Genomic DNA, 26,612 nt, shown 5'->3' with positions numbered 1-26,612 from the left:
GCCGCTCAGGGCTGGGCCAGCAGGACGACCACTGCGACGAGCACGGCCAGTATCAAGATGGCGACCATCACGCCCATGGCGATCGGTGCCCACGCCACCACCTGATCGCGGACCGTGGGTTCGGGTGCGCCGGGGGCGGGCGGAGTGGGCCGCGGCGGCCACTGCAGTTTGCCCAGCGGGCGGGGAACGTTCTTCAAGGGCGTGCTCTGGGGCACCGCAGGGAGGCCGGCCTGAGTGGAGCCGATCTTGCTCCGGCGGTGCGGAGGGGGCAACGGAGTGGAACGGTGGGCCCAGGAGGGAATCGTGCCGTCGGCGGAGTAGACGGGTGAGCCGACGAGGTGGGCGACATCACCGTCCCCGCCCATGGCCACCCGAGCCAGCGCGTCGCGGGCCTCGGCCATCGTGGGACGCCGCGCCGGGTCGGGTTCGAGTAGGTGCAACAGCGTTTCGGTGAGCGGCCCGGCCTTGGCCGGGCGGTAGATCTCGGCCTTCGCGACGCGATGCAGGAGTGCGATGGAGTCGGAATCGATGCCGAACGGCGGCTGCCCCTCGACCACGGTATACAGAGTGGACCCGAGGGAGAAGACATCGCTGGCCTCGGTGGGATCCTGGCCGCGGGCAACCTCGGGGGAGAAATACGCGGGTGTCCCGGTGATGACGCCGTTCGTGGATTCGGCGGCGTCGCCCTTGGCGCGGGCGATGCCGAAGTCACTGATCTTGACGGTGCCGAGTTCCCGGCCCCGGTCGGCGACGAGGATGTTGCCCGGTTTGATGTCCCGGTGCACGATGCCCGCGGCGTGCGCGGCCACCAGGGCGTCCGCCACCTGCGCACCGATCTGAGCCACCTCGAGGGGCGGCAGAGTGTCGGCGATGTTCATCGCCTGGGCGAGGCTGCGGGACGGTAGGTATTCCATGACCAGCCAGGGCTCCCCGGCTTCGAGCGCCACGTCGTACATCGCAATGGAATGGCGGTGGGTGAGTTTGGCGGCGTTGCGCCCTTCCCGGAGGGTGCGTTCACGGACGCGGCGGGCCTCGTCGGGGTCGAGTCCGGCCGTCGTGGTGACCTGTTTGACGGCTACGTCCCGGTGAAGCAGGGTGTCTCTCGCCAGCCACACGGCACCCATGCCGCCGCCGCCCAGTTTGGACCTCAGACGGTACCTTCCCGCCACCAGGTATTCGGGTCCGATGCCCCTTTCGCTCTGCGCCTGCTCAGTCACGCGTTCAGGTTAGAGGATGATGCGGACACGGGCGGTGTGACGCTCCTGACCTGCGAATACGTGGTCCACTTGACTGGCACTCACCGACCGGCTTTACTGGAAACGAGTTCGAAAATACGTTCGAACGTAGCGTCTGTTCGAGCCGCGTCTTCCCCGTGGTTGCCGACCGCTGTTGGTGCCGAGTGACAGGGGTGTCGAGTTGGCTGATGTGGCCGCAGTTCCGGAGTCTGCTGTGCCGCCGGAGTTGTCGGGGCTCTCCCGTCAGGAGCGTCTGGACTTCCTCCGGCGAAGGATGGCGGCGGTCCCCGCTCGCGGGGAATCGGTGGCGAATCGCGCTCCGATGGAGGGCGCGCTGCACACACCGGGCAAGTCTTCGGCCCCCGATTCGGACACGGCCGGAGTGCTCCCGGTTCCGGCTGCGCTGGCCGACCTTCTTCCGAGAGGCGGGCTGGTGCGGGGTTCCGTGGTATCGGTTTCCGGTGCCACCTCGCTTCTGCTGGGGCTGGTCGCGTCGGTCACCGCAGACGGGGGACATGTCGCTGTGATCGGGCATCCCCAGCTCGGGTTGCTCGCCGCTGTCGAGATGGGGGCGCAGCTCGAACGCCTCGCTCTTATTCCCGACCCCGGAGCTGATCCGGTGGAGATCGCCGCGGTGCTGCTGGACGGTATGGATCTGGTGGTACTCGGCCTGGGTGGAGCCTCGGTGGCGCCGTCCCGTGCCCGCGCGGTGGTGGCCCGCGCGCGGAGCAAGGGTTCGACCCTGGTGGTCACCGACGGACACTGGGACGGTGCTGAGATGCGACTGGATGCCCGTGTCCGCGGATATGCGGGACTGGGCAAGGGATCTCAGGAACGGGGGTGCGGCCGGCTACGTTCCCTCAGCCTGGCGGTGTGCGCCCGGGGGCGGTCGTTTCAGCCGCGCACCACCCGGCTGGACGTGCGTTCGGCGCAGGGTCGAGTGGAGTGGGTGAACACGCCGGACACCGCTCTCCCGGAGGCAGGCTTTCCGGAAGCGGCGGAAGTGGTGGGGCTGTGAGCCGCGTAGTGGCGTTGTGGTGTCCCGACTGGCCTGCGGTCGCAGCTGCTGCAGCCGTGGACCTCCCGCCCACTCATCCGGTGGCGGTGACATCGGGTAATCGTGTGGTGGCCTGTTCGGCGACGGCCCGGGCGGACGGGGTGCACCGGGGACTGCGTCGCCGCGAGTCCCAGGCCCGGTGCCCCCGGTTGCACGTGGTGACCGCGGATGCCGAGCGGGACGCTCGGTTGTTCGAGCCGGTTGCCGCGACCATCGACGCCGTGGCTCCCGGAGTCGAGGTGCTGCGTCCCGGGCTCGTGGTGTTGTCGGCGCGGGGTGTCAGCAGATACTTCGGCTCCGAGGAAGCCGCTGCGGAGCGGTTGGTGGACCAGGTGTCGGCTGTGGGGGTCGAGTGTCAGGTGGGCATTGCCGATCAACTGTCCACGGCCGTGATCGCCGCTCGCAGAGGGGTGCTCGTGCCTCCCGGCCGGGGAGCGGAGTTCCTGGCGCCGCTGCCGATGAGGGAACTGGCTGCCGAACCCAGTCTCGCGGCAGTTCACCGTGGTGAACTGGTCGATCTGCTGCACCGTCTGGGACTGCGCACCATCGGCGCCTTCGCGGCGCTGCCGGCAGGTGATGTGGCGTCCCGCTTCGGAACCGACGCGGTGCTTGCCCATCGTGCGGCGCGGGGTGAGCCGGAGCGTCCCCCGTCGGCGCGATCGCTACCTCCCGACCTGGAGGTGGAAGAACACTGCGACCCCGTGATCGAACGGGTCGACGCCGCAGCGTTCGCAGGCAGGGCGTTGGCGGAGAAACTGCACCGCACCCTGTCCGACGCGGGGGTGGCCTGTACTCGGCTGTCGGTGTCGGCAATCACCGGCAACGGGGAACAGTTGTCCCGGACGTGGCGATGCGCGGAGCCGTTGACGCCGGAGGCGACGGCGGACCGGGTGCGGTGGCAGTTGGACGGGTGGTTGACCGGGCGCAGCGAGAAGCGTCCCACCGCGGGTATCGCGGTCCTGCGGCTCGAGCCGGTGGAGGTGGTGGCTTCCGGAGCCCTGCAGTTGGGGCTGTGGGGTGGAGTCGGAGATCAGGACGAGAGGGCCCGGCGAGCCCTGGTGCGGGTGCAGGGACTTCTCGGCGGGGAGGCCGTGCAGGTGGGTGTTCTCAGTGGTGGGCGGGGTCCGGCGGAGCGCATCACCCTGCTGCCGTTGGGGGATGAGCTGATTCCTCGTTCCGATCCGTCGGAGCCGTGGCCGGGAACGCTTCCCGAACCGGCACCTTCCGCTGTGTTGACGGCACATCCCGAGGTCGGCATCGTGGACGCACGGGGTGCTGCCGTGACGGTCACGGAACGCGGTGTGTTCAGTGCGCCTCCCGCCCGGTTGCGCTGGGGGAGTAAAGAGTGGACGGTGTGCGGATGGGCGGGACCGTGGCCGGTGGACGAGCGGTGGTGGGATCCGCCCGCCGCCCGGACGGCGGCCAGGGCGCAGGTGCTGCTCGAGGAGTCGCGGGCGCTGCTGGTGATCTGCACGGCGGATCGGTGGACGGTGGAGGGAATCTATGAGTGAGGTGTCTACGCCCGCAATTCGCCGGGTGATCGTGCAGGAACTGACCACTCTCGACGGGTTCGTCGCCGGGCCGTCGGGCGAGCTCGACTTCTTCGAGGCGGTGTCCGATTTCGGTGAGGTCGATCGGGACAACGTAGATCTTCTCGCCGACGTGGATCTGGTTCTGTTGGGCCGCAACACCTATCAGATGTTCGTCGAGTACTGGCCCACCGCGGAAGGCGAGGTGGTGGGCGAGGTGGTGAACACGCTTCCCAAGCTCGTGTTTTCGTCCACCCTCGGCAGGGCGCCGTGGGGATCGTGGGAACCGGCGCAGGTGTACGACGGGAACGTGGTCGAGCGGGTGCGGCAGTTGCTGCGGGAGCCCGGTGGTGACGTGGTCGTGTGGGGGAGTGTCACCCTGGCCAAGTCGCTACTCGCGGCAGATCTGGTCGACGAGATTCAGTTGCGCGTGGTGCCGGTGCTGCTGGGGCGCGGGCAGCGTCTTCTCGACGAGGACACCGGGATGCACGCCCTCACGCTCCTCGAGGCGAAGGGGTACGAGTCGGGGATCGTGACGCTGCGTTATCGGGTCGTCCCCGCCACACCGTGAACATCCTTGCGAACGGACGGACCGCCCGTACGGCTCGGGAGGTCAGGGCGGGCCGACGCGGCCGTCCGCCTAGGCTTGTTTCTCGTGGAGACGAGCAGGACGACCGCGACCCGCACCGGTGTCGCCATCGCGTACCGCGACAGCGGAGTGCGCAGTGGCCCGGCCGCTCATCTAGTGCCCGTGGTTCTCGTGCACGGAATGGGCGGTGACGGCGGAACGTGGGACCGGTTCATGCGGGCGCTGGTCTCACGCGGGCGCCGGGTCGTCGTGCTCGATCTACGGGGACACGGTCGCAGTGCCCGCGCTGCGTCGTACCTGTTCGAAGAGTTCGGTTCCGATGTGGTGGAAGTGTGCGACAACCTGGGCCTGTCGCAGGTCGATCTCGTCGGTCATTCGCTCGGCGGTCATGCCGCCTCACTCGCAGCCCAGACCCGCCCCGAGCTGGTGCGGCGGTTGGTCATCGAGGAGGCCCCACTTCCGTTGCGGCCCGGTGACCCGGAGCAGGTCTTCTCGAACAGGCTGCCGTCCCTGCCGGAGCTGTGGCATGCGACGACGAGCCTGATCCGGCACCCGCGGGCCGTGTTCGCCTTCGACCGGTCGATGACACGCTCGGCGCTCGAGCAGTTCCGCCGCCCGGACCCGTTGTGGTGGGACCAGCTGCCACGGATCGAGGCGGACACACTGATCCTGCGCGGCGGTCCCGGCGGGATGGTAGATGCCCGTCGACTCGAATCCGCAGTCGCCGCGATACCGAGATGCCGGGTGGTGGTTTTCCCCGGGGGACACAGCATTCACCGTGATCGGTACGACGAGTTCGAGGCGGCGGCGATGCCGTTCCTGATGGAGTCCGAGCCGAACTGAGCGTGCGCTGTTCAACCGTCGGCCGGATTCAGACAAAAGTCCGCAAATGTAAACCCGCAGCGGCCTGGGCAGGACTAGCGTGGAGTAGAAGCGGGGGCTCGGCTCCGGCTGCACAGATGTATCTGCACATCGGGAAGAAGGCACGAGATGTCGACGATCACACCCGGACGACCGTACGCACCCGGCAGGGAGGGATTCAGTTCGCTCCGTTCCGGCGGCCTGAACTGGGACGCCTTTCCGCTGCGACTGTTCACCAAGGGGAACGCCAAGTTCTGGAATCCCGTCGAGCTCGATTTCAGCCGGGATGCGCAGGACTGGGAGGAGCTGAACAGCGAGCAGCAGCGGAGCGCGACGTACCTGTGTGCGCAGTTCATCGCCGGTGAGGAGGCGGTCACCGAGGACATTCAGCCCTTCATGAAGGCGATGGCCGCAGAGGGCCGGTTCGGTGACGAGATGTACCTGACTCAGTTCTGCTTCGAAGAGGCCAAGCACACGCAGGTGTTCCGGTTGTGGATGGACGCGGTCGGGCTCACGCAGGACTTGCATCCGTTCGTCGCCGACAATCCGTACTACCGCCAATTGTTCTACGAGGAGCTTCCCGGATCTCTGGGCGTTCTCGAGACGGATCCGAGCCCCGCCAACCAGATTCGCGCCAGCGTCACCTATAACCATGTCATCGAGGGCAGTCTCGCGCTGACCGGGTACTACGCCTGGCAGAAGGTGTGCGCGACCCGCGGGATACTCCCCGGCATGCAGGATCTCGTCAAGCGGATCGGCGACGACGAACGTCGTCACATGGCCTGGGGAACCTTCACCTGCCGACGGCATGTCGCGGCCGACGACAACAACTGGAATGTGGTGCAGGAGCGGATGGCGGAGCTGATGCCGATGGCACTGGGCATGATCGATTGGGTCAACGCACAATTCGAGGTTCAGCCGTTCGGTCTCGACAACGACGAGTTCCTGGCCTACGCCGCGGACCGTGCGCAGCGTCGCCTCTCGGCGATCGAGTCGGCACGCGGCCGGCCGGTCGAGGAAATCGACCTCGACTACTCCCCGGAGGTGCTCGAGGAGCGGTTCGGCGAGGAGGACGCCAAGGCGCTGACCGAGGCAGCAGGCTGAGCGGACTCGGACGAAGGGATGATCAACCGTCGGGGATCCATGGCAGGATCTGGCCATGGCGCTCACCTCGCTCGACCGCAAGCTCCTCGGCTGGTCTGCCGCGTTCGTGATCTCACAGGCGAATATCGCCCGACTGCTCGGTCCTGCTGCCCCCCGGGTGGCCGAGATTCAGACGGCCCGATCCGCCCGGGACTACACCGCGATCCTCGACGGCATGGACGCCACCGAGACCGCGCGATATCGGAGTCATTACTATCCCGACTTCGTCCATCCCGCCATCTACGCCGTCGCTCTGCGTACGGGTGCGCGACGGCTGGCGGAGTTGACGCCGTTGTCGCCCACAACGCGAAAGATGCTGGCGGCTGCGCCGGTCGTGGCCGCGGCCGGTGACTACGTCGAGAATGTCGTCGGCCTGCATCTGCTGACACATCGGGAGCACATCACCGATGCCACCGTCCGCGCCACTTCCGCGGTCAGCATCACCAAGTGGGTGCTGGCCCTCGGCTCGCTTGCGTATCTGTCGCAGGGTTTCGTGCGGGTGTGGGCACGGGGCCGATAGATTCCGGCGCATGGGTGCAGCAGAGTTGCCGGTCGAGTACTTCGCCGGGCAGATCGAATTCCGCCAGTGGCTCGCAGTTCATCACGCCACCTCACCCGGTATCTGGCTGAAGATGGCGAAGAAGGGATCGGCCCACTCGTCGATCACCTACGACCAGGCACTCGAGGTGGCGTTGTGCTACGGCTGGATCGACAGCCAAGTCCGCCGGGTCGACGAAAATTTCTATGTCCAACGGTTCACCCCACGATCGGCGCGCAGTCCGTGGTCGAAACGCAACCGCGAATATGCCGAGAAACTGGAAGCCGCCGGGGCCCTCGAGGCTGCCGGAGCGGCGGAAGTGGAGAAGGCCAGAGCCGACGGGCGGTGGGATCGTGCCTATGCCGGACAGAAGACGGCTGAAATTCCGGAGGACTTCCTTGCCGCCCTTGCGCAGAATCCGGAGGCCGAGGCGTTCTTTGCGACGCTGAACAGCCACAACCGCTACGCCGTCATCTACCGGTTACAGGACGCGAAACGTCCGGAGACGCGTGCCCGGCGCATCGAGAAGTTCGTTCAGCAGTTGTCGGAACGGCGCAAGTTCCACGACTGAGCGAAAAATCAGCCTGACACAATGGCCTCGTGAACGACACGATCACCTCTACCACCTGCTCCGCGCTGTCCGCCGCCGACGAACCCCTGCCGGGAACGGCGGCGCACGTCACGGGCTGGGTGTGTCTCGAACACCCGGGTGCGTGGGGCCGGGACGTGGTGGACGGCACAGCGCTGGGCAGCGAACTCGCCGGGGAACTCGACGCCCGTGCGAAGGCGGCGGGAGTACGGTTCATGTTCATCCGCCGGCCGGGACGAAGCACGACCGATCCGGCGAGGCGCACAGTTCTCCTTGCACACTCGCATCCCGCGTCGGCCTGGTGTGAACGCCTGGACATCGGCAGTCCGGCCGACCTCCTCGACCTCGACCTCGGTGTGGTCGCCGGTCCGGCTCCGCGGTGGGGGGAGCCGGTCGCGGAGCCGGTGGTGCTGGTGTGCGCGCACGGTAAACGGGATCAGTGCTGTGCCGTCCTGGGACGTCCTATCGCCGCCCGGTTGTCCACAGAGTTCGGCGACACCGTGTGGGAATGCTCGCACACGGGAGGACACCGGTTCGCGCCGTCGATGATTCTGCTGCCCACCGGATATACGTACGGCCGGCTCTCTGCGGAACAGAGCGCCGAGGCGGTGCGCGCCGCCGCCCGGGACGAGGTGTACGCGCAGGGACTACGGGGACGAAGCTGCTGGGACGAGCGGGGCCAGGTGGCCGAACTCGCGGTCCGGGAACTGGTGACCGCGGGCCCGAACGAGCTGGCGGTGGACGGGGCGTCGGTGGTCACCCACATCGACGGACGCCGGTGGTCCGTCGATGTGGAGGAGCGGGAACTCGCGCCCAGGCCGCCAAGTTGCGGAGCCGCACCGAAACCGGTTCGTCCCGTCGTCGCCACCGGGGTACGCCCGCTGGGCTGACCGAGTGCGCTCACCAATGGGCGCCGGGTACCAGCCTGCCGACCTTTCGGGCGGCGCGTCCCCACGGTGTCGACCTGTGCGCGCGTGCCTCGTCGGTTCGTGGCGGTTCGGGTGTCCTCTCGGTGACGCTCTGTCCCTTGGCCGCCGGCGAGTCGGGGAACATGCGATACATCTGATGCATCACCCGGTCTTTGACGGCAGGCGCGAACATACTGCCGAGTTCCCCGAGAGTGCCGCTGGGGACATCGATGCGCTTCGGCCGCTCGACCAGGGCCCGGACCACCATGGCCGCCGCCTTCTCCGGTGAGGTGATGGGTCCGACGTTGTAGTTGCCGGTCGGTGCGATCATCGGCGTCTCGACGAGTGGCATGTGGATGGTGGTGTACGTGATCCCGTCCGACAGTGTTTCAGCGGCGGCCACATCGGTGAACCCGTCGAGCGCCGCCTTGCTGGCGACGTAGGCGGCGAATCGCGGCGTTGCCCCCTGGACCCCGGCGCTGCTGATGTTGACGATGTGCCCGAACCGGCGTTCACGCATCTGCGGAAGGAACGCGAGGACGAGTCGAACGGCACCGAAGTAGTTGACGGCCATCGTGCGTTCGAAGTCGTGGAACCGCTCGGTCGAGCGGTAGAGGCCCCGCCGGATCGACCGGCCGGCATTGTTGACCAGCATGTCCACGTGACCGTGCTCGGCGAGAATCGCCGCGACCGTGCGTTCGACCGACGTCTCGTCGGTGATGTCGCACGGATATCCGAACCCCGCACCGCCCGCCGCGCGAATCTCCGCGACCACGGCCTCGAGTTCCTCGGTACGTCTCGCGAGGAGAAGAACTTTCGCGCCCTTGCGGGCCACGGCGATCGCCGCGCTGCGACCGATCCCGGAGGAGGCCCCGGTGATGACGACGTGCCGTCCCACGAGCGGTCCGCCGGGGTGGGAGCGGCGCGCCCGATGGGGATCGAGATGGTTCTGCCAGTAGGTCCACAGCGCCTTCGTGTAGGAGGCGAAGGGCGGAACCTCGATTCCCGTACCCTGCAGAGCCTTTCGCGTTGCTTCGTTGACGAAGGCGGTAGGCAGCGTCATGTTCGCCACGAGCACGGGCGGGATGCCGAGCCCGTCGAGGACCAACTTGCGGCCCGTGTCGAGAGTCGAGTCCGGGGTAGGTGCCAGAAAGGGGCGGACCAGTCTGCCGGGCAGGCTCGCCGCCGGGCGCGGGGCACCGGCGGCCTTGGCGAGCCCCGCGTAGATCTCACGGACCGACTGTGGGCGAGGATTGACCAGGTGGAACACCTGACCGTCGCGGTCCGGTGCCGACATCAGCTCCACGATGGCCGCCGCCACATAGTCCACGGGAACGACGTTGGTCGATCCGATGTCGGGGACAGCCACCGGGAGTGCGGCCGGGAGCTTGGCGAGAGCGGAGATGGCGGGGAACAGGTAGTACGGTCCGTCGATCTTGTCCATCTCACCGGTGACCGAATTGCCGACCACCACGGCCGGGCGGTAGATCCGCCAGCGCAGTCCCTCGCTGTCGCGAACGATCTTCTCCGCCTCGAACTTCGTGCGGTGGTAGGGCGTCGGAAAACTCTGTCCCCGATCGAAATCCGACTCGGCGAAGGTGCCCGCGTAATCGCCCGCGACCGCAATCGACGACACGTGATGGAGGGTTGCGCCCAGCTCTGTCGCGAGGGTGGCCACCGCGCGCGTGCCGTCGACATTGGTCGACGCCTGCTCGTCGCCGACGGTGAGGTCGTAGATCGCGCCGAGGTGCAGAACGTGCTGGGCCGCCGGCACCGCGGCGAGGCCGAGGCCGGGCTCGGTCAGGTCCCCGATCAGAGGATGCACACGATCGCCGCCGGGCATGCTTTCGGTGAGGGCGTCGAGTGTGGTGAGCGAGGAGGGGCGGACGAGGACGTGTATCTCTGCTGTGTCATCGCGGTCGAGGATCAGAGGCAGGACGTGTCGACCCAGAAATCCGGTTCCGCCCGTGACGAGGTAGGTGGCCATTCCCCGAACTTACTCCGAAGTAAGATGATGCACTAGTGACGGATTCCGACCTTGGAATGGACCTTCGTCATCCACGCCGGAGCCCACCAGTTGGCCGGACCCATCAGCTTCACCAGCGACGGCACGAGCAACATGCGCACCACGGTGGCGTCCACGAGCAGTGCCACGATCATGCCCACTCCGAGGAACCGCATGATCGACAGGCCGGACACGGTAAATGCTCCGGTGACCACGACGAGCAGCAGAGCGGCCGCGGTCACGATCCGCCCCGTGCGCTCCGTTCCGAACCGCACCGCTTCCTCCGTGGTCGCCCCCGCCGCGTGCGCCTCCACCATCCGTGACATCAGGAACACCTCGTAGTCGGTGGACAAGCCGAACACGACCGCGAGGATCAGGACGACGAACGTCGCCTCGAGCGGTGCCGGACTGACCCCGAGCAGGCTCGCGCCGTGGCCGAGCTGGAAGATCCAGGTCAGGACACCGAAGGTGGCGGCCAGGCTCAGTCCCGCCATGGCCACCGCCTTGAGCGGCAGGACCACCGAGCCGAACGCCAGGAACAGCAGCACCAGCGTCGACAGCACCATGATCGCCACCATCGCGGGCAGCCAGCGGACGATCGCCGCGTTGCTGTCGTCGACAGTGGCCTGTCCACCACCGACGAGGAGTTCGGTCCCTTCCGGTACTGCGATGTCTCGCAGAGCCGCGACCGCACCACTCTGGTCGTCGCTGTCGACGCCCTCCGCGTATACCGCCTGGACGGCGACCAGTTCACCGTTCGACGCCACCACAGTGGCCGCACCGATGCCCTCGACCTGTCCGGCCTGTTCGGCGACGGCGGCACCGTCCGCGGCAGTCGGTCCGCTGCCGTCCGTGCCCCGCAGAATCAGGGTGGCTCCGTTGCCCGTCGTCGGGAACTCCTGGGTAAGTGTGTCGGTGGCGATGCGGGCAGGGTCGTCCTCGGGGAGCGCGGTGTACGTGACCTCTCCGAGGGAGGCGCTGAGTAGGGGAGCTGCCAGAACGAGAAGTCCGGCGACGATTCCGACTGCGATCGCGGCCGGCCTGCGCATCACCCACGTGACGACGGACCCCCAGAACGTGCGGGCCCTCGCTTCGCTGCGCTGGGCTGCGTCCTTGCGCCAGCTCCCTGCGTTGATGCGTGGGCCGAGGATCGCGAGGAGAGCGGGGACGGCGGTCAGGGACAGCAGCGCCGCACTCGCGACCGCGGCCATGGCACCGAATCCCAGCGATGCGATGACGTCCTGGGGAAACACGAGCATGCCCGAGAAGGCGCACACCAGCAGCAGTCCGGAGAACAGAACGGTGCGGCCGGCCGTGAGCACGGTGCGCCGGGTGGCCTCGGCAGTGTCGGCGCCCGACTCCAGTTCTTCACGGAAACGTCCGACGACGAAGAGCCCGTAGTCGATTGCCAACCCGAGACCGAGCAGAGAGGCGACATTGATCGCGAAGGAGTTGACGTCGGTGAACAGGGTGAGCACCCGAAGGGTGGCCAGCGCGCTGAAGATGGAGAGCAGTCCGACGAAGACGGGTACGGCCGCGGCGACCACGCCGCCGAAGAGGAAGACCAGCAGGACCAGTGTGATGGGAAGCGCAATCGCCTCCGCCAGCACCAGATCCTGCTGGAGCCGGTTGTTGAAAGCCACACCCACCACCGAGTTGCCCGCGAATTCGGTGTCGATGCCCTCGACTTCGAGCTTGGGTAGCAGGCCGTCGAAGGCGGCCACCGTGATTCCGGCTTCGGGGTCGACGGTGACCGCGGCCGACGCCTTGGTGCCGTCCTCCGACACCATCCGCTGCTTCGTCGTGGTGTCCGCGGTCCAGTATGAGGTGATCTTGTGCGTGGGGACCTCGGCGGCGAACCGTTCGAGATCGGCCGTCACCTCGGGACCGATGTCGTCGAGCGTTCTCCCTTCGGGCGCGGTGTAGACGACGATGATGTCCGCGGTCTGCGGACCCAGGTTGGCCTCGACGATCCTCGCCACTTCAGCGGACTCGCTGCCCGGGTCGGTGTAGCCGCCCGAGCCCAATTTCGCGAACACCCCCGTACCCCAGACGCCGCTCACCAGTACGGCGGCCACGGCAAGCACCAGAATCCACCATCGCCGGGAAACAACAGTCGAGGCCCAACGTGTCATGCGTCATCTCCGGGTCGTGGTCGGCATTGTGCGACTGCCGACTGTAGTGCGCGTGCGGCGGTGAGCGGCGGTGGTGTGATCCGGCTCCCGCGCCATGATGCATACTCGGATGTGCACGTGCAGCCACACACATGGGGGAAGCCGGTCCGAATCCGGCGCTGACCCGCAACGGTGGGCCATCGGAGTATTTTCCGGTGGCGAGCCCGATTACCCGGTGTGTGGTGTGCGACATCCATTCGTCGTGGTCTACGAAGCGGAGTCCCGCAGGCGCACTGCGACTCCGGTCGTGGAGTGACCTGCACGACTTTCATTCGTGGCTCTGAGCCGCAATGAGGTTTACATGCACCGTCCGTTGTTCCGAAGGTTCGGATTGCTCACCGCCGCCGTGGCAGTGCTGCTCGCTGCCGCCTGCTCGCGTGGGGAACCTGGCCCGGGCACTACTTCCGCCGAGTCGTTTACCGCCGCGGTGACGATCACCAACTGTTCGCTCACGCAGAGCTTCGATGCACCACCCCAGCGCATCGTCAGCATGAACGATCACGTCACCGAGGTTCTGATCGAGATGGGTGTCGGCGACCGTATCGTCGGCACCGGGTACGGCGACGCCACCCCGCTACCCCCATTCGCCGAGGAATTCGCGAAGATCCCGCATCGGTCGAAGGAGTATCCGACGCGAGAGCAGTTGCTCGACCTCGAGCCAGACCTGGTGGTGGGGGGAATGCGGAGCGCATTCGACGAGAAGGAGGGGCGTTCACGAGAGTTCCTCGCCGAGCACGGCATTCCTACATTCCTGTTCTCCGAGTACTGCGGGCAGGGCTTCCCCGACATCGCTCTGCTGCGGGACGACTTCACACAGCTGGGCGAAATCCTCGCAGTTCCGGACAGGGCGCATGCGATCAGCGACCGAGTGACGTCCGGATTGCAGTCCGTGCGCGCGACACTTGCGGGCAGTACCGCCGTCCCGGTGTTCTTCTACGATTCCGGCGAGAACGTCCCGCTGACTGTCGGCGGTGTCGGAATCGGTCAGCTCATCGCGGACCATGCGGGTGCCGCGAACATCTTTTCCGAGGGGCAGAAACCGTTTTCGACGGCCACCTGGGAGATTGTCGGAGAACGCAGTCCCGAGGTGATCGTCGTCCTCGACTACGGCGCGACGAGTGCGCAGCACAAGATCGACTTCCTGACCGCACACCCGATCATGTCGGCGACCCCTGCCGTGAAGGCAGGCCGCTTCGTCGTCGTACCGCTCGACGACTTCTTCGAGAGCCCGCGTCTCGTGCGGTCGGTCGAGACCATCGCGCGCGCCGTCCATCCCGGCGCCTTCTCCACGCGATGACGGCGCTCACCGAACGGACCGAGGTGCGCCCATCCTCGCCCTCAGCTCGTTCCCCTCTCGGATTTGCCGGGCTGATCGTACTTCTGGTGCTGACCACGCTGTTCGTGATCGGGCTCGCCGTGTCGTTCGGTTCGGTGCGCATACCGGTGGGTGACGTCTGGGCGATCGTGGTGAACCGGATGCTGCCCGGTGTGTTCGACGTCTGGTGGTCGCAGGCACGGGAATCCATCGTCGTCGGTTCTCGTCTGCCGCGGGCATTGACCGCGGCGACGGTGGGCGCCGCGCTGGCACTGTCCGGTGCGGTGGCGCAGCTCGTGACCCGCAACCCGCTGGCCGACCCATACCTGCTCGGCGTGTCCTCGGGTGCCGGTTTCGGTGTGGTGATCGTGACGGTGCTCGGGTTCGGCGCCGGAATGCTCGGGGTCTTCACCGTTCCCGTGGCGGCGTTCGTCGGCGCGATGGTGCCGTTGTTCCTGTCGCTGGCAATCGGCGGACGGTATCCGCAACCCACTGCGATCATCCTCGTCGGTGTCGCGCTGGCACAGGTCTTCTCGGCGCTGATCACCTTCTCGCTCCTCGTGCTCGCCGACGAACGGCAACTCGGTTCGGTGATGCATTGGCTCGCAGGCGGATTCGGTGACGCGCGCTGGTCGACGATGATTTTTCCCGTGTCGGCGCTCGCGACGGTCGGCACTGCCATGCTGTGGAGTGCCCGCCGGATCGACGTGCTGCAGACCGGGGACGACGGAGCGGCCGCGCTCGGCATGAACGTTCCCCGCTTCCGGATCGTCCACCTGCTGGGCGTGTCACTACTGGCCGGCGCAGCAGTCTCGGTCGCCGGGGGTATCGGCTTCATCGGCCTCCTCGTGCCACACCTGGCCGGCTACGTCGTCGGTATTCGCGCCGCCAGATTGTTACCGGTCGCCGCGCTGCTCGGTGCGGTCGCCATGGTGGGAGCCGACACCGCGGCACGGTCGATCTCGTCGAGCCTCGAAGTGCCGGTCGGCGTCGTCACTGCGCTCGTCGGCGCCCCGCTGTTCGTGTGGATGCTGCAGCGCCGGTACCGGCGGGCCGAACGATGACCGGGCTGGGCGTGCAAGGACTCCGGGCCCAACTCGGCTCACGCGACGTGCTGCACGGGGTCGACTTCGCTGTCCGGCCCGGCGAGATGCTCGGTCTGGTAGGTCCCAACGGGTCCGGCAAGACGACGGCGCTGCGCTGCTGCTACCGCGCGGTGTCCGCCACCGCGGGCGCCGTCGTCGTCGGCGGGGTGAACGTTGCCGACCTGGCGCGGCGACAACTCGCCCGCACGGTCGGGGCGGTTCCGCAGGAGCCGCAGTCGTCGGCGGGGGTGACGGTGCGCGCGTCGGTGTCGCTGGGCCGGATTCCCCACCACGGTTGGTTCGAGCGCGACAGCGCCGCCGACCGCGAGATCGTCGAGAGGTGCCTGCAGCAGGTGGGGTTGGCGGAACTCGCGGGGCGCGACGTGCAGGCGCTCTCGGGAGGTGAGCGTCAACGGGTGGCGATCGCGCGGGCGCTCACGCAGCAACCGCGCGTCCTGCTCCTCGACGAACCCACGAATCACCTCGACCTTCGTCATCAGCTCATCCTGATGGAATTGCTGCGCGATCTCGCCGCCGGCGGACTCGCACTCGTGGTGACCATGCACGATCTCAGGTTGGCGGTGCAGTACTGCGACACGCTGGCGGTGATGCAGCATGGACGGGTGATCACCGCCGGCCCACCACCCGATGTCCTCGACGACACGGTGCTGGGCGAGGTGTTCGGAATCCGCGCCGTTGTGCGGTCGGGGCCGAGGCGGTCGATGGACATTCTGGGGTTGGCCGATGGATGAGCACCTGGCGCAGACGTACGCGCTGACCGCCCGTCGGGTTCCGTTGCTGGCCGCCTGGACGGCGCTTCCCGACGGCCGCTCGTTTCCGGCAGCAGACATGGCAGACGCCGAGTGGATGGCCCATCGGCTCGCGGACACCGCAAGCCGATGGGGCAGTGGGAATCCCCGGGTCAACGGCACCCTGTGGTGGTATTCGGCCAGTTCCACCCTGACCGGGATCCCGATCGCGACTGCCCTCGTCACCGGTGTCGCTGCCTGCCCACGATTGGAGGGCGCCCGGGCGTTCCTGACCGCCGATGGATACCTCGGTGGTCTGACGGCATCGTCGGTGCTCCCGGTGGCGGATCTGGCGTCGGAACTCGCGGGGACGTTGACCGTTCTCATCGACGCACTGGCCGAGGCGTCCGGAGTGCGGCGGGCAGCGTTGTGGGCGATCACCACCGATTCGATCGCCAACCGCGCGCTCGACGCCGGCGACGGCATCGGTGATCGTATGAGAGGGAGCATGTTCGCCCGGCAGCTCGTCGACGCCATGCGTGCCGACGGGGTGATTCTGCCCCGGCCGCGGTTCGTCGACGTGCACGCCGGTGCGGTGACCCGCCGGTTCACGCAGCGGGCGTCGTGTTGCCTGATCTACGAGACGCCCGGTTCGGCCAAGTGTGTGAGCTGCCCGCGGAGGCCGGCCGAGGACCGTCTGAGTGGTCTCGCCGCGCTCGTGACCTGACTCCGGTGGCCCGCGTTGACCTGCCCGCGAGTGTGATGGCACACTGAGAGTGTTCGAACTCGCGTTCGAATGATGCGTCTTCCCCAGTGGCATCTTCCATGGTTTCGGCACGGCACGTGTGCGGCATGAAGAGGTGTGTAGTAGTGGGTTGGGGCAACGGTCCGCCGTCGTGGTCGGAGATGGAGCGGGTCCTGTCGGGCAGGCCCGGACGCGTCGACCCGCAGTCGCTGTATCCGGGCGACGGCAGCGACAGTCCGGCGTGGTCACGCAAGCGGGGAGAGTATCGGGCAGGCGAGCAGATACGTGCCGGCTCCACCGTCCCCTACGCCGAACTGCACGCGCATTCGGCGTTCAGCTTCCTCGACGGTGCGTCCCCGCCGGAGGAATTGGTGGAAGAGGCGGTCCGACTGGGTCTCGAGGCCATCGCGCTCACCGATCACGACGGGTTCTACGGTGTGGTCCGGTTCGCGGAGGCGGCGAAGGAATGGAACATGCGCACGGTGTTCGGTTCCGAGCTCACTGTGGGCGACGCCCATCTGCTGGTGCTCGCACGAGGACAGGAGGGGTATCGCCGTCTGTCTCGTGAGATCGCCGCAGCGCACCTGGCGGGAGGAGAGAAAGGCAAAGTTCTCTACGACATGGACCGGCTCGCCGATGCGGCGGGAGGTCATTGGCAGATCCTGACCGGTTGCCGCAAGGGGCACGTGCGTCAGGCCTTGGCCCACGGCGGTCCGGACGCAGCTGCCCGCCGGTTGCGCGAGCTGATCGACCGGTTCGGGGCCGAGCGGGTCACGGTGGAACTCACACACCACGGCATTCCGGAGGACGGTGAACGCAACGACTGCCTCGCCGAACTCGCGCAGCAGCACGGCCTGGGTGTAATAGCCACCACTGCAGCACATTTCGCGGCCCCCCCGCGCCGGCGGCTGGCGATGGCGATGGCCGCGGTCCGGGGTCGCCGCAGCCTCGACGACGCGGCCGGGCAGCTACCTCCGACGGGCGGATCCCACCTGCGTTCCGGCGAGGAGATGGCCCACCTCTTCGCCGCGTACCCGGAAGCGGTCAGCGGTGCGGCGAAACTCGGGCTGGAATGCGCCTTCGACCTCCGGCTCATCGCACCGCAGCTACCACCCTTCGCCGTGCCCGACGGCCACACCGAGGCCAGTTGGTTGCGTCAGCTCACGATGGAAGGGGCGCGCCGCCGTTACGGTGCACCGGAGGACCACCCGCAGGCGTACCGGCAGATCGAGCACGAGCTCGACACCATCACGACGTTGAACTTCCCTGGCTACTTCCTGGTGGTCCACGACATCGTGTCGTTCTGCAAGAACAACGACATCCTCTGCCAGGGAAGGGGTTCGGCGGCCAACTCGGCGGTCTGCTACGCCATCGGCATCACCAACGTCGATCCTGTGCGCAACAAATTATTGTTCGAACGTTTTCTCTCACCCGAACGCGACGGCCCGCCGGACATCGATGTCGACATCGAATCGGACCGCCGCGAAGAGGCCATCCAGCACGTCTACGCGAAGTACGGGCGGCAGTACGCGGCGCAGGTGGCCAACGTCATCACGTACCGGGGGAAGTCCTCGGTGCGGGACATGGCACGGGCCCTGGGCTTCTCGCAGGGCCAACAGGATGCGTGGAGCAAACAGGTCGATCGCTGGGGAGGTGTCGGAAAGGGGAAGGGCACCGACATACCCCCTGCCGTGCTCGAACTGGCAGCCCAGATCGAGGGATATCCACGGCATCTCGGCATTCACTCCGGCGGCATGGTGATCTGCGATCGGCCCATCGCCGACGTGTGCCCGGTGGAGTGGGCGCGCATGGAGAACCGCAGCGTCCTGCAATGGGACAAGGACGACTGCGCGGCGGTGGGTCTGGTGAAATTCGACATGCTGGGACTCGGCATGCTCTCGGCCCTGCACTACATGATCGATCTGGTAGCCGAGCACAAAGGGATCGAAGTGGATCTGGCGCAACTGGACCTGTCCGAGGAGGCCGTCTACGACATGTTGCAGCGGGCCGACTCGGTCGGGGTGTTCCAGGTGGAGTCGCGGGCGCAGATGGCCACCCTCCCGAGGCTGAAGCCGCGGAATTTCTACGACCTGGTGGTGGAGGTCGCTCTCATCCGGCCCGGACCCATCCAGGGTGGTTCGGTGCATCCCTACATCCGCCGTCGCAACAAGCTCGAACCGGTCACCTACGACCACCCGTCGCTGGAGAAGGCACTCGAACGCACCCTGGGTGTGCCGTTGTTTCAGGAGCAGCTGATGCAGGTAGCGGTCGATGTCGCGGGGTTCACTCCGGCCGAGGCCGACCAGCTTCGCCGGGCCATGGGGTCCAAACGCTCGGCGGAGAAGATGGAACAGCTGAAGGACCGGCTCTATCAGGGCATGCGGGACGTACACGGAATCGGTAACGACGTGGCCGACCGGATCTATGAGAAGCTGTATGCCTTCGCCAATTTCGGGTTTCCCGAGAGTCACTCGCAGAGCTTTGCGGCGCTGGTGTTCTATTCGTCGTGGTTCAAACTGCATCACCCGGCCGCATTCTGCGCAGGTCTGCTGCGGGCACAGCCGATGGGGTTCTACTCGCCGCAGTCGCTGGTGGCCGACGCCCGACGGCACGGGGTGCGGGTGCACGGTGCCGACATCAACGCCAGCCTCGCGCACGCCACCGTCGAGGCCGGGGGCCTGGAGGTGCGGCTCGGTCTCGGGGAGGTGCGGCACATCGGCACCGCACTGGCCGAGCGCATGGTCGAAGCCCGGAACGACGGGGGTCCGTTCACCTCCTTCCTCGATCTCACGGGCAGGGTGGAACTGAACACTGCCCAGGCCGAGTCGCTCGCCACTGCAGGGGCCCTCGACAGTTTCGGTATCACCCGACGGGAGGCGTTGTGGGCCGCGGGCGCCGCGGCAGGGGAGCGGCGTGACCGGCTTCCCGGAATAGGGGCGTCCACTCGGGCGCCGACCCTGCCAGGAATGAGTGATCTCGAACTGGCGGCAGCGGATGTGTGGGCCACCGGAGTGTCCCCGGACACCTATCCCACCCAGTTCCTTCGCCCGCAACTCGATGCGCTCGGGGTGATTCCGGCAGCCCGGTTGCTGCAGATTCCCGACGGCGATCGGGTCCTGGTGGGCGGTGCCGTGACACACAGGCAACGCCCGGCGACTGCGGCCGGTGTCACGTTCATCAATCTCGAGGACGAGACCGGGATGGTCAATGTGGTGTGTTCGGTGGGCCTGTGGGCGAAGTACCGCAAGCTCGCGAACACTGCACCTGCGCTCCTGGTGCGGGGCAAGGTCCAAAATGCGGAGGGTGCCGTCACGGTGGTGGCGGATCGCCTGCAGTTGATGGACTTGCGGATGAAGGCCAAGTCCCGTGACTTCCGCTGAACGCGCCTGGTGATCGCGTGCGGGCGCATGTCGTCGTCGATCGTCAACCGGGCCGTCGGCACACCGCTAGCATTCGGGCATGAAGAGATACGTTCTGTCGGCCATCGTCCTCATGTCGCTGGTGCTCGCGGGGTGTGGCGGATCCGACAGCGACTCTTCCCAGCCCGCGCCCGCGCCGGTGCCCGGCGACAGCAGGTCGCTGGAAGCCGGGGGTGCGCTGCAGGCGCCCGCGAAGGATCAGGCACCCACTGAACGGCAGGAAATCATCACCGGCCAGGTGTCGATCACTGCCGACGACCCGGTTGCGGTGGGCAGACAGATCGTCGACAAGGTAGATGCGGTGGGTGGTCGCGTCGATCAGCTCACCGAGCAGCCCGGCTCCGAAGATCAGGATGCCAGCAGTTCCCTCACCATCCGCGTGCCCGCCGACGACCTCACGCGCACGCTGGACGATCTGCGAGAACTCGGCAAGGTCACCAGCGTCAGCGTCACCAAGAGCGATGTGACGATGCAGTCGCAGGATCTCGATGCCCGGATCGGTGCGTTGACAGCGTCGGTCACCCGGCTCCAGGGGCTCATCGCGTCGGCCGCGAACACCGCCGATCTGATCGAAGCGGAGAGGGCACTGTCGGAGCGGCAGGGTGAACTGGACAGCCTTACCGCGCAGAAGCGGTTACTCAGCGATCAGATCGCACTCGCCACCCTCACGATCGACGTCACCACCACTGACACGGAAAGACCGAGCTCGGGCCCCGACAACTTCTGGGAGGGTCTCGTCGCCGGGTGGCACGCTCTGCTGTCGGCGATCAAGGGTGGCGCGGTGGTCGTCGGGGCGCTGATTCCCTGGTTCGGTTTCGTGGCCGTCATCGCACTGGTCGTCTACGGCGCGTACCGTCTGCGCCGGATGTACAACACGCCGCGCCGGCCCACGACCGGTACGGCGCCGCAAAAAGAAGAGGCGAACACAGAATGATCGAAGTCGAACTGTCGGCGTTGGACGAGGCGTTGGCGTCAGGCGCCCCCGTCATCGACGTGCGTGAAGCCGACGAGTACGCGCAGGTGAGGGTGCCGGGCGTGACCCTCATCCCGTTGAGCGAGTTCGTCTCCCGAGTCGGGGAGATACCCGACGCCGATGTGGTGTACGTGATCTGTGCGGTCGGTGGGCGCAGCCTGCAGGCCGCTGAATACCTGAACGGTCGAGGAATCAACGCGGTGTCCGTCGCCGGTGGCACCTCGGCCTGGCTGCAGTCGGGACGACCTGTCGAAACCGGTTAGCGCACGCTCGACCAGCAGTCGATGCAGGTAGCGCAGCGTGCGGAACACCACGACGCTCCAGATCAGAAGCAGCGCACACCACAGCATCGTTGCCGCGCCCACGATCACCGTCGAGTGCATCGCGCTGCCCAGTGCGTTCGCGCCCAGAGCGCAGGTGCCGACGGGAAACGTGAAACTCCACCAGGCGGGCGTGAAGTCGAGTCCTCGGTGAAATGCCCGCGCCGTCACCGTGATCACGGTTGCGAGGGCGAGAACACCGCCCGTGCCCACGGTAGTTCCGTAGACGACGCCGACCGTGTGGAGCCAGGTGTGCCCGGACGCGGCGCCGAGTAGGTTGATCGCCGCGACCGACTGCCCGATCACGCCCAGCGGTATCCACAAGGTCGGGACGAGGGCGGTGCCCGGAAGGCCGTCGCGCAACAGTTGCCGGCCGACGACGACCGTGACCGCCACTGCCGCCGTGAGAGCCAGCGCGAACAGTGCGTAGCAGAACACCAGCAATGTGATCTGCGGCGCGCCTTCCGGGAGGTGCCGGACCAGTGCGGCGCCGCCCGAGGCGGACACCATCGGGGGTACAACCGGCAGCAACCACGACGGCGTGGGCGTCACCCGGTACGGCTGCAGCAGTCGGCCGGCCATCACCGCGTAGGTGACGACGCCGACGATCGTCCCGATCGACCACAGCGCCGCCGCCACGGTCACCGACAGTTCGCCGAGACGGTGGTGACCGGCCGAGCCGGTGGCCGCGCCGACCGTCGACATGGCCATCGACACGGCACCGTAGAAGGGGAACATGGTGTGGCTGCGGGCGTCGGCCAGGGCCTCGTCGCGACACCGGAACCAGTGGCGCCCGAGAGCGGTGGCCAATGTGAGAAGTAGCGCGGCGGCGAGCAGCCAGAACACCTCGGACACGCCGCGTACGCCGGGAATCTCGGTCGGCAGCGAGGCGGCCACCACCGCAACGATGCCGGTTCCCATCACTGCTGCGAACCAATTCGGCGTCATGCTCACAGCCTGCCGAGTACCTGTCGCCGCCGGTAGAAGGCTTGCGGTTGCGTACCCACAAATCGAGTTTGTGGGACTAGCCTTGGGATGTGCCGCTCTCTCCCCGAGTCCCCGAACTCAATGCCCTCGATGTACTGCTGTCGGTCGAGCGTCTCGGGAGCATGGGTGCGGCGGGCCGCGAACACGGACTCAGTCAGCAGGCGGTCAGTGCGCGGGTCCGCACGGCGGAGCGTCTGTTCGGCATCAAGGTGTTCAGCCGCGGCGCCAGCGGAGTGCGGCCCACGGCCGAGGGCGCTCTCATTCTCGAATGGGCCAGTCACATCCTGGCGACCGCGGAGGAGCTCGCGTCCGGAGTCGCGGCACTGCGGGGGGAGAGGCAGGCCGGGCTCACGGTGGCGGCCAGCATGACCATCGCCGAGTACCTCGTTCCGGGCTGGACGGTCGCGATGCGGCGCAAATTCCCCAACGTGGTCACATCGGTGCGCCTGCTCAACTCGTCCGAGGTGACGGCGCGCGTGTTGTCCGGTGAAGCCGACCTCGGTTTCGTCGAGGGACCCGACATTCCGCCGGGACTGCAGTCCCGGGAGATCGGCCGGGATCACCTCGTCGTGGTCGTCCCGCCGGACCATCACTGGGTTCGACGCTCGCCGATCCCCGTGTCGGAGTTGGCAACCACGCCGATGATCCAACGGGAGTCGGGTTCGGGAACGCGCACCACGCTCGAGAATGCGGTACCGCACTGTGTCCCACCTCTATTGGAGCTCACCTCGTGCACCGCGGTGAAGGCCGCGGTGATCGCCGGAAACGCCCCGGCAGTGCTGTCTTCCCTCGCGGTAGCAGCCGACCTCACCGACGGGCGGCTGGCCTCGGTACAGGTGGAGGGGTTGACCCTCCCTCGGCGGTTGTCGGCCGTCTGGGATCCGGTGCGGGGAGTGCGCGGTGCCGCACGGGACTTCCTCGACATCGCGGTCGGGGCCACCGCGGGAGCGGGACTTACAGCGCAGCCCCTCTGAATCCGTGCTGCCGCCACGCCTCGTACGTCACCAGAGCAGCGGCATTCGACAGATTCAACGACCGCCGGCCGGGCAACATCGGGATGCGCAGGCGTTCCGTCACGTGCGGGTCGGACAGCACCTCCTGCGACAGCCCGGTGGGTTCCGGGCCGAAGAGCAGTACGTCGCCCGGTTCGTAGGAGATATCGGCGTACGACACGGTGGCATGGGCTGTGAAGGCGAACACTCGCGCCGGTTCGACTGCCGCCCACGCGGCGTCCAGATTTTCGTGGACGGTCACAGACGCCAGGTCATGGTAATCGAGCCCCGCGCGCTTGAGTTTCGGTTCCGAGAGGTCGAACCCCAGCGGCCCCACCAGATGCAGCTCACATCCCGTGCCTGCCACCAGGCGGATGGCGTTGCCGGTGTTGGGTGGAATACGGGGCTCGTGGAACATCACTCGGAACACCCGCACAGCTTAGGGGTACACCGTCGGGCGGCATGATGGACGGATGGATGCAGTGGAAGAAGTGGTGGGTGAGGACTTCGGCGACGCGCGACTCCCCGGTCAGGACTGGCGTCGGCGGCACTACACGAAGTGCCACTTCCGCGACGCCGATCTCAGCGGACTCCGCACGGAATCGGTGATCTTCACGGACTGCGACTTCACCGGTGCCGACCTGTCGGAGTCGCAGCATGTCGGAACGGCCTTTCGGTCCTGTTCGTTCACGCGGGCAACGTTGTGGCACAGCACGTTCCGTCATTGCAGCTTCCTCGGTTCCGAGTTCGACGGCTGCCGGTTGCGCCCGATGATCGTCGAGGAATGCGACTTCACGCTCGCCTCGCTGGGCGGCGCCGATCTGCGGGACCTCGACTTCACCGACTGCCGGTTCCGCGAGGCCAACCTTGTGCGAACCGACCTGCGGGGCACGGTTCTGCGTGCGGCCGACCTCCTCGGTGCCCGGACCGGGGGCGCGAAACTGGGCGGCGCTGACCTGCGGGGCGCCCACGTGGACGCACATCTGTGGACGGCGGCCTCACTCGACGGGGCACAGATCGAACTGACCCAGGCCATCGCCTACGCTGCCGCCCACGGGCTGGTGGTGGAACCGACCTGACGCATGTATCGGGTACCTGAGAGAATGGGCTCCGTGACTGCAACGATCCTCGATGGCAAGACCACCCGCGACGAGATTTTCGAAGACCTGAAGGTGCGGGTGACCGCACTGAGGGACCAGGGCATCACACCCGGGCTCGGGACCGTCCTGGTGGGCGACGATCCGGGATCGGCCGCCTACGTGCGCGGGAAGCACAACGACTGCGCCAAGGTCGGGATCACGTCGATCCGACGAGACCTTCCCGGTGACATCACCCAGGAGAAGCTCGACGCCACGATCGACGAGCTCAACGCCAACCCGGACTGCACGGGATACATCGTGCAGCTGCCGCTGCCCCGGCAGCTCGACGAGAACGCCGCCCTCGAGCGCATCGACCCCGACAAGGACGCGGACGGACTGCACCCCGTCAACCTCGGCCGGCTCGTCCTGGGCAAGGAGGCGCCGCTGCCGTGCACACCGCGCGGAATCCTGCACCTTCTCCGGCGCTACGAGGTGCCGATCGAGGGGGCGCACGTGGTCGTCGTCGGTCGCGGTGTCACGGTGGGCCGCCCGATCGGTCTGCTGTTCACCCGGCGCAGTGAGAACGCCACCGTCACGCTCTGCCACACCCGCACGCGGGACCTGGCCGCCGAGGTTCGCCGCGCCGACATCGTGATCGCGGCGGCGGGTGTTCCCGGGCTGGTCACGGCCGACATGGTCAAGCCCGGCGCCGCCGTGCTGGACGTGGGGGTCAGCCGGACCGAGGACGGTTTGCGCGGAGACGTGGCGGCGGATGTCGCCGAGGTGGCCGGCTTCCTGTCACCGAACCCGGGTGGAGTCGGACCGCTCACCCGCGCATTTCTGCTCAGCAACGTCGTGGAGCGGGCCGAGCGCGTCGCGGCTTCTCGCGGCTGAGATGGCGGACTGGGGGCAGTTCGCGAAGAAGAATCTGCCGATGCTCGCCGTTCTCCTCGTCATCGCGGTGGCCGTCGTCTTCGTTCTGGCCGAACGGTGGCGACGGGGAGCGTTCGTCTTCGGTGCCGCGACCCTGCTGGCCGCGATCTTCCGCTTGACGATGCCCTCGGAGCGCGTGGGCCTTCTCGCTGTCCGCAGCAAGTCGTTCGACGTCGGCGCGCTGGTGGCTGTCGGGGGAGCCATCGTCTGGCTCGCCGTGTCGATCGACCCGCTCGGGACCGACTGACGGTCCCGAGCAGGCGGAACGTCAGCGCCCTGTGCGGGCCAATTCCATCGTCTCGGCAAGCAACTTGGCCACGGCATCGGCCTCGGTGAGGAACCCGTCGTGGCCGTCCCGGGAGTTGAGTACCCGGAGGCCGTCGCAGGTGGGGATCTCGTTGGCGAGGTCCTCCTGCAGGCGGATCGGATAGAGCCGATCCGAGTCGACGCCGCCCACGATCACCGGTGCAGTCACGGTGGCGAGCGCAGCGGCGACCCCACCGCGGCCGCGGCCGACGTCGTGCCGGTTCATCGCCTCGCTGAGAAGCACATAGGTGCTCGGATCGAACCTGCCGACCAGCTTGTCCGCCTGGTGCTGCAGATAGCTCTCGACGGAATACCGGCCGCCACGCCACGGGTCCTCGCCCACCTGCGGGGAGTTTGCGAACCGTGAATCGAGCTCGCTCTCGCTGCGGTAGGTGAGATGGGCGATCCTGCGGGCGATGCCGAGCCCGGTACGGGGAATCCGCCCGGTGCCGTGATAGTCGCCGCCCTGCCAGTCGGGGTCGCTGATGATCGCTTCGATCTGCGTGGTCTGGGTACCGATCTGGTCCGCGGTCGCGCGGGCACCGACGGCCAGGACGAGTGCGGACGCGATCCGGTCGGGGTAGGTGACGGCCCATTCGAGGGCGCGCATTCCGCCCATCGACCCGCCGATGACCGACGCCAGCTTCCCGATGCCGAGAAGGTCCGTGAGTTTCTTCTCGGCCGCAATCTGGTCGCGGATGGAGATCTCGGGAAAGCGGCTGCCCCACGGACGGCCGTCTTCGGCGATCGAACCTGGCCCTGTCGTGCCCCGGCAACCGCCGAGCACGTTGGTGGCGACGACGCACCATTCGTCGGTGTCGATCGGTGCACCCGGACCCACCATCCCGCTCCACCAGCCGGGTGAAGGATGTTCGTCGGACATGGGGCCGGTCACGTGGGAGTCGCCGGTCAGAGCGTGCTCGACCAGAACCACGTTGTCCCGGGTGGGGGACAGCTCGCCCCAGCGCTGCACGGCGAGGGTGACCGACGGAAGGACGGCTCCACTCTCGAGCTCGAGAGAACCGATGTCGATGTAGCCCAGACGTCCGTCCGACACGGGCAGCTGCTGCAGTGCGCTCAC

Annotated in this window: 24 protein-coding genes, 1 pseudogene and 1 riboswitch; of the genes and pseudogenes, 19 read left to right on the top strand and 6 right to left on the bottom strand. The window is 67.4% G+C overall.

Going from position 1 to position 26,612, the window contains the following annotated elements; translation table 11 throughout:
- Window positions 1-5: 5 nt before the first annotated feature.
- Window positions 6-1,217, bottom strand: a complete 1,212-nt coding sequence (locus CBI38_RS19815) for a serine/threonine-protein kinase (RefSeq protein ID WP_109331477.1) — start codon at window positions 1,215-1,217, stop codon at window positions 6-8.
- 172 nt (window positions 1,218-1,389) lie between these two features.
- Between CBI38_RS19815 and CBI38_RS19810 the strand changes: the two genes are divergently transcribed.
- The 8 genes from CBI38_RS19810 (at window position 1,390) to CBI38_RS19775 (ending at window position 8,431) form a co-directional block, all read left to right on the top strand.
- Window positions 1,390-2,253: a hypothetical protein gene (locus CBI38_RS19810; RefSeq protein WP_109331471.1), complete on the top strand. Its 864-nt coding sequence runs from the start codon at window positions 1,390-1,392 to the stop codon at window positions 2,251-2,253.
- Window positions 2,250-3,803 carry a DNA polymerase Y family protein gene (locus CBI38_RS19805; protein WP_109331470.1) on the top strand — a complete coding sequence of 518 codons (1,554 nt, stop codon included), beginning with the start codon at window positions 2,250-2,252 and terminating at the stop codon, window positions 3,801-3,803. Before CBI38_RS19810 ends, CBI38_RS19805 begins: the two co-directional genes overlap by 4 nt.
- Entirely contained in the window at window positions 3,796-4,392 is a 597-nt protein-coding gene (locus CBI38_RS19800) for a dihydrofolate reductase family protein (protein WP_109331469.1), read from the top strand. Before CBI38_RS19805 ends, CBI38_RS19800 begins: the two co-directional genes overlap by 8 nt.
- Before the next feature lie 84 nt (window positions 4,393-4,476).
- Window positions 4,477-5,253, top strand: a complete 777-nt coding sequence (locus tag CBI38_RS19795) for an alpha/beta fold hydrolase (RefSeq protein WP_109331468.1) — start codon at window positions 4,477-4,479, stop codon at window positions 5,251-5,253.
- Between the two features lie 147 nt (window positions 5,254-5,400).
- Window positions 5,401-6,375, top strand: a complete 975-nt coding sequence (locus CBI38_RS19790) for a R2-like ligand-binding oxidase (protein WP_109331467.1) — start codon at window positions 5,401-5,403, stop codon at window positions 6,373-6,375.
- A gap of 55 nt (window positions 6,376-6,430) precedes the next feature.
- Entirely contained in the window at window positions 6,431-6,934 is a 504-nt protein-coding gene (locus CBI38_RS19785) for a hypothetical protein (protein ID WP_109331464.1), read from the top strand.
- 10 nt (window positions 6,935-6,944) lie between these two features.
- Complete coding sequence (locus CBI38_RS19780; protein ID WP_109331463.1) at window positions 6,945-7,523, top strand: YdeI/OmpD-associated family protein; 579 nt, start codon at window positions 6,945-6,947, stop codon at window positions 7,521-7,523.
- A 29-nt stretch (window positions 7,524-7,552) separates the two neighbouring features.
- The gene (locus CBI38_RS19775; RefSeq protein WP_109331462.1) at window positions 7,553-8,431 is read left to right on the top strand and encodes a sucrase ferredoxin; all 879 of its coding nucleotides are present in this window, start codon (window positions 7,553-7,555) and stop codon (window positions 8,429-8,431) included.
- A 10-nt stretch (window positions 8,432-8,441) separates the two neighbouring features.
- Here the strand turns inward: CBI38_RS19775 and CBI38_RS19770 are convergent, their stop codons facing one another.
- Together CBI38_RS19770 and CBI38_RS19765 are read right to left on the bottom strand one after the other, a co-directional pair.
- Window positions 8,442-10,436, bottom strand: a complete 1,995-nt coding sequence (locus CBI38_RS19770) for an SDR family oxidoreductase (RefSeq protein WP_109331461.1) — start codon at window positions 10,434-10,436, stop codon at window positions 8,442-8,444.
- Between the two features lie 32 nt (window positions 10,437-10,468).
- Entirely contained in the window at window positions 10,469-12,589 is a 2,121-nt protein-coding gene (locus CBI38_RS19765) for an MMPL family transporter (RefSeq protein WP_109331460.1), read from the bottom strand.
- Window positions 12,590-12,674: 85 nt separating this feature from the next.
- Window positions 12,675-12,822, top strand: a riboswitch (cobalamin riboswitch).
- 107 nt (window positions 12,823-12,929) lie between these two features.
- Here CBI38_RS19765 and CBI38_RS19760 point away from each other — a divergent pair.
- The 7 genes from CBI38_RS19760 to CBI38_RS19730 all read left to right on the top strand — a co-directional run bounded on the left by CBI38_RS19760 (window position 12,930) and on the right by CBI38_RS19730 (window position 21,177).
- Window positions 12,930-13,925 (top strand): ABC transporter substrate-binding protein, encoded by a 996-nt coding sequence (locus tag CBI38_RS19760; RefSeq protein ID WP_109331455.1) that lies wholly within the window; start codon window positions 12,930-12,932, stop codon window positions 13,923-13,925.
- The gene (locus tag CBI38_RS19755) at window positions 13,922-15,007 is read left to right on the top strand and encodes a FecCD family ABC transporter permease (protein ID WP_109331451.1); all 1,086 of its coding nucleotides are present in this window, start codon (window positions 13,922-13,924) and stop codon (window positions 15,005-15,007) included. The genes CBI38_RS19760 and CBI38_RS19755 overlap by 4 nt, the downstream gene beginning before the upstream one ends.
- Window positions 15,004-15,780 (top strand): ABC transporter ATP-binding protein, encoded by a 777-nt coding sequence (locus CBI38_RS19750; protein WP_109331450.1) that lies wholly within the window; start codon window positions 15,004-15,006, stop codon window positions 15,778-15,780. Before CBI38_RS19755 ends, CBI38_RS19750 begins: the two co-directional genes overlap by 4 nt.
- A complete protein-coding gene (locus CBI38_RS19745) occupies window positions 15,773-16,504 on the top strand; it encodes a (2Fe-2S)-binding protein (protein WP_109331449.1) in 732 nt (243 codons plus the stop codon). Before CBI38_RS19750 ends, CBI38_RS19745 begins: the two co-directional genes overlap by 8 nt.
- 143 nt (window positions 16,505-16,647) lie before the next feature.
- Window positions 16,648-19,902 carry an error-prone DNA polymerase gene (locus tag CBI38_RS19740; RefSeq protein WP_109331448.1) on the top strand — a complete coding sequence of 1,085 codons (3,255 nt, stop codon included), beginning with the start codon at window positions 16,648-16,650 and terminating at the stop codon, window positions 19,900-19,902.
- Between the two features lie 79 nt (window positions 19,903-19,981).
- Window positions 19,982-20,875 carry a DUF4349 domain-containing protein gene (locus CBI38_RS19735; protein ID WP_109331445.1) on the top strand — a complete coding sequence of 298 codons (894 nt, stop codon included), beginning with the start codon at window positions 19,982-19,984 and terminating at the stop codon, window positions 20,873-20,875.
- Window positions 20,872-21,177 (top strand): rhodanese-like domain-containing protein, encoded by a 306-nt coding sequence (locus tag CBI38_RS19730; protein ID WP_109331442.1) that lies wholly within the window; start codon window positions 20,872-20,874, stop codon window positions 21,175-21,177. The genes CBI38_RS19735 and CBI38_RS19730 overlap by 4 nt, the downstream gene beginning before the upstream one ends.
- A 45-nt stretch (window positions 21,178-21,222) precedes the next feature.
- Here the strand turns inward: CBI38_RS19730 and CBI38_RS19725 are convergent.
- Window positions 21,223-22,182 (bottom strand): annotated as a pseudogene (locus CBI38_RS19725) (TDT family transporter); the annotation flags it as partial.
- Between the two features lie 89 nt (window positions 22,183-22,271).
- On the opposite strand from CBI38_RS19725, the gene CBI38_RS19720 reads away from it, so the two are divergent.
- The gene (locus CBI38_RS19720; protein ID WP_109331441.1) at window positions 22,272-23,195 is read left to right on the top strand and encodes a LysR family transcriptional regulator; all 924 of its coding nucleotides are present in this window, start codon (window positions 22,272-22,274) and stop codon (window positions 23,193-23,195) included.
- Here CBI38_RS19720 and CBI38_RS19715 read toward each other — a convergent pair.
- A complete protein-coding gene (locus CBI38_RS19715) occupies window positions 23,176-23,643 on the bottom strand; it encodes a tRNA (cytidine(34)-2'-O)-methyltransferase (RefSeq protein WP_109335218.1) in 468 nt (155 codons plus the stop codon). The two genes, CBI38_RS19720 and CBI38_RS19715, sit on opposite strands and share 20 nt — an antisense overlap.
- 43 nt (window positions 23,644-23,686) lie before the next feature.
- Here CBI38_RS19715 and CBI38_RS19710 point away from each other — a divergent pair, with 43 nt between their 5' ends.
- The 3 genes from CBI38_RS19710 to CBI38_RS19700 are packed head-to-tail and all read left to right on the top strand — an operon-like array spanning window position 23,687 to window position 25,472.
- Window positions 23,687-24,292, top strand: a complete 606-nt coding sequence (locus CBI38_RS19710) for a pentapeptide repeat-containing protein (RefSeq protein ID WP_109331440.1) — start codon at window positions 23,687-23,689, stop codon at window positions 24,290-24,292.
- A gap of 33 nt (window positions 24,293-24,325) precedes the next feature.
- Window positions 24,326-25,186: a bifunctional methylenetetrahydrofolate dehydrogenase/methenyltetrahydrofolate cyclohydrolase gene (locus tag CBI38_RS19705; RefSeq protein WP_204164775.1), complete on the top strand. Its 861-nt coding sequence runs from the start codon at window positions 24,326-24,328 to the stop codon at window positions 25,184-25,186.
- Between the two features lies 1 nt (window position 25,187).
- Entirely contained in the window at window positions 25,188-25,472 is a 285-nt protein-coding gene (locus tag CBI38_RS19700; RefSeq protein WP_109331438.1) for a DUF3017 domain-containing protein, read from the top strand.
- A 21-nt stretch (window positions 25,473-25,493) separates the two neighbouring features.
- Here CBI38_RS19700 and metX read toward each other — a convergent pair whose 3' ends face one another.
- Window positions 25,494-26,612 carry a homoserine O-acetyltransferase MetX gene (metX, locus tag CBI38_RS19695; protein ID WP_374433350.1) on the bottom strand — a complete coding sequence of 373 codons (1,119 nt, stop codon included), beginning with the start codon at window positions 26,610-26,612 and terminating at the stop codon, window positions 25,494-25,496.

This window comes from Rhodococcus oxybenzonivorans (genome assembly GCF_003130705.1).
GTDB lineage: Bacteria > Actinomycetota > Actinomycetes > Mycobacteriales > Mycobacteriaceae > Rhodococcus_F > Rhodococcus_F oxybenzonivorans.
Note: the sequence above shows the minus strand (reverse complement) of the source record. Positions and strands in the feature narration are given on the sequence as shown.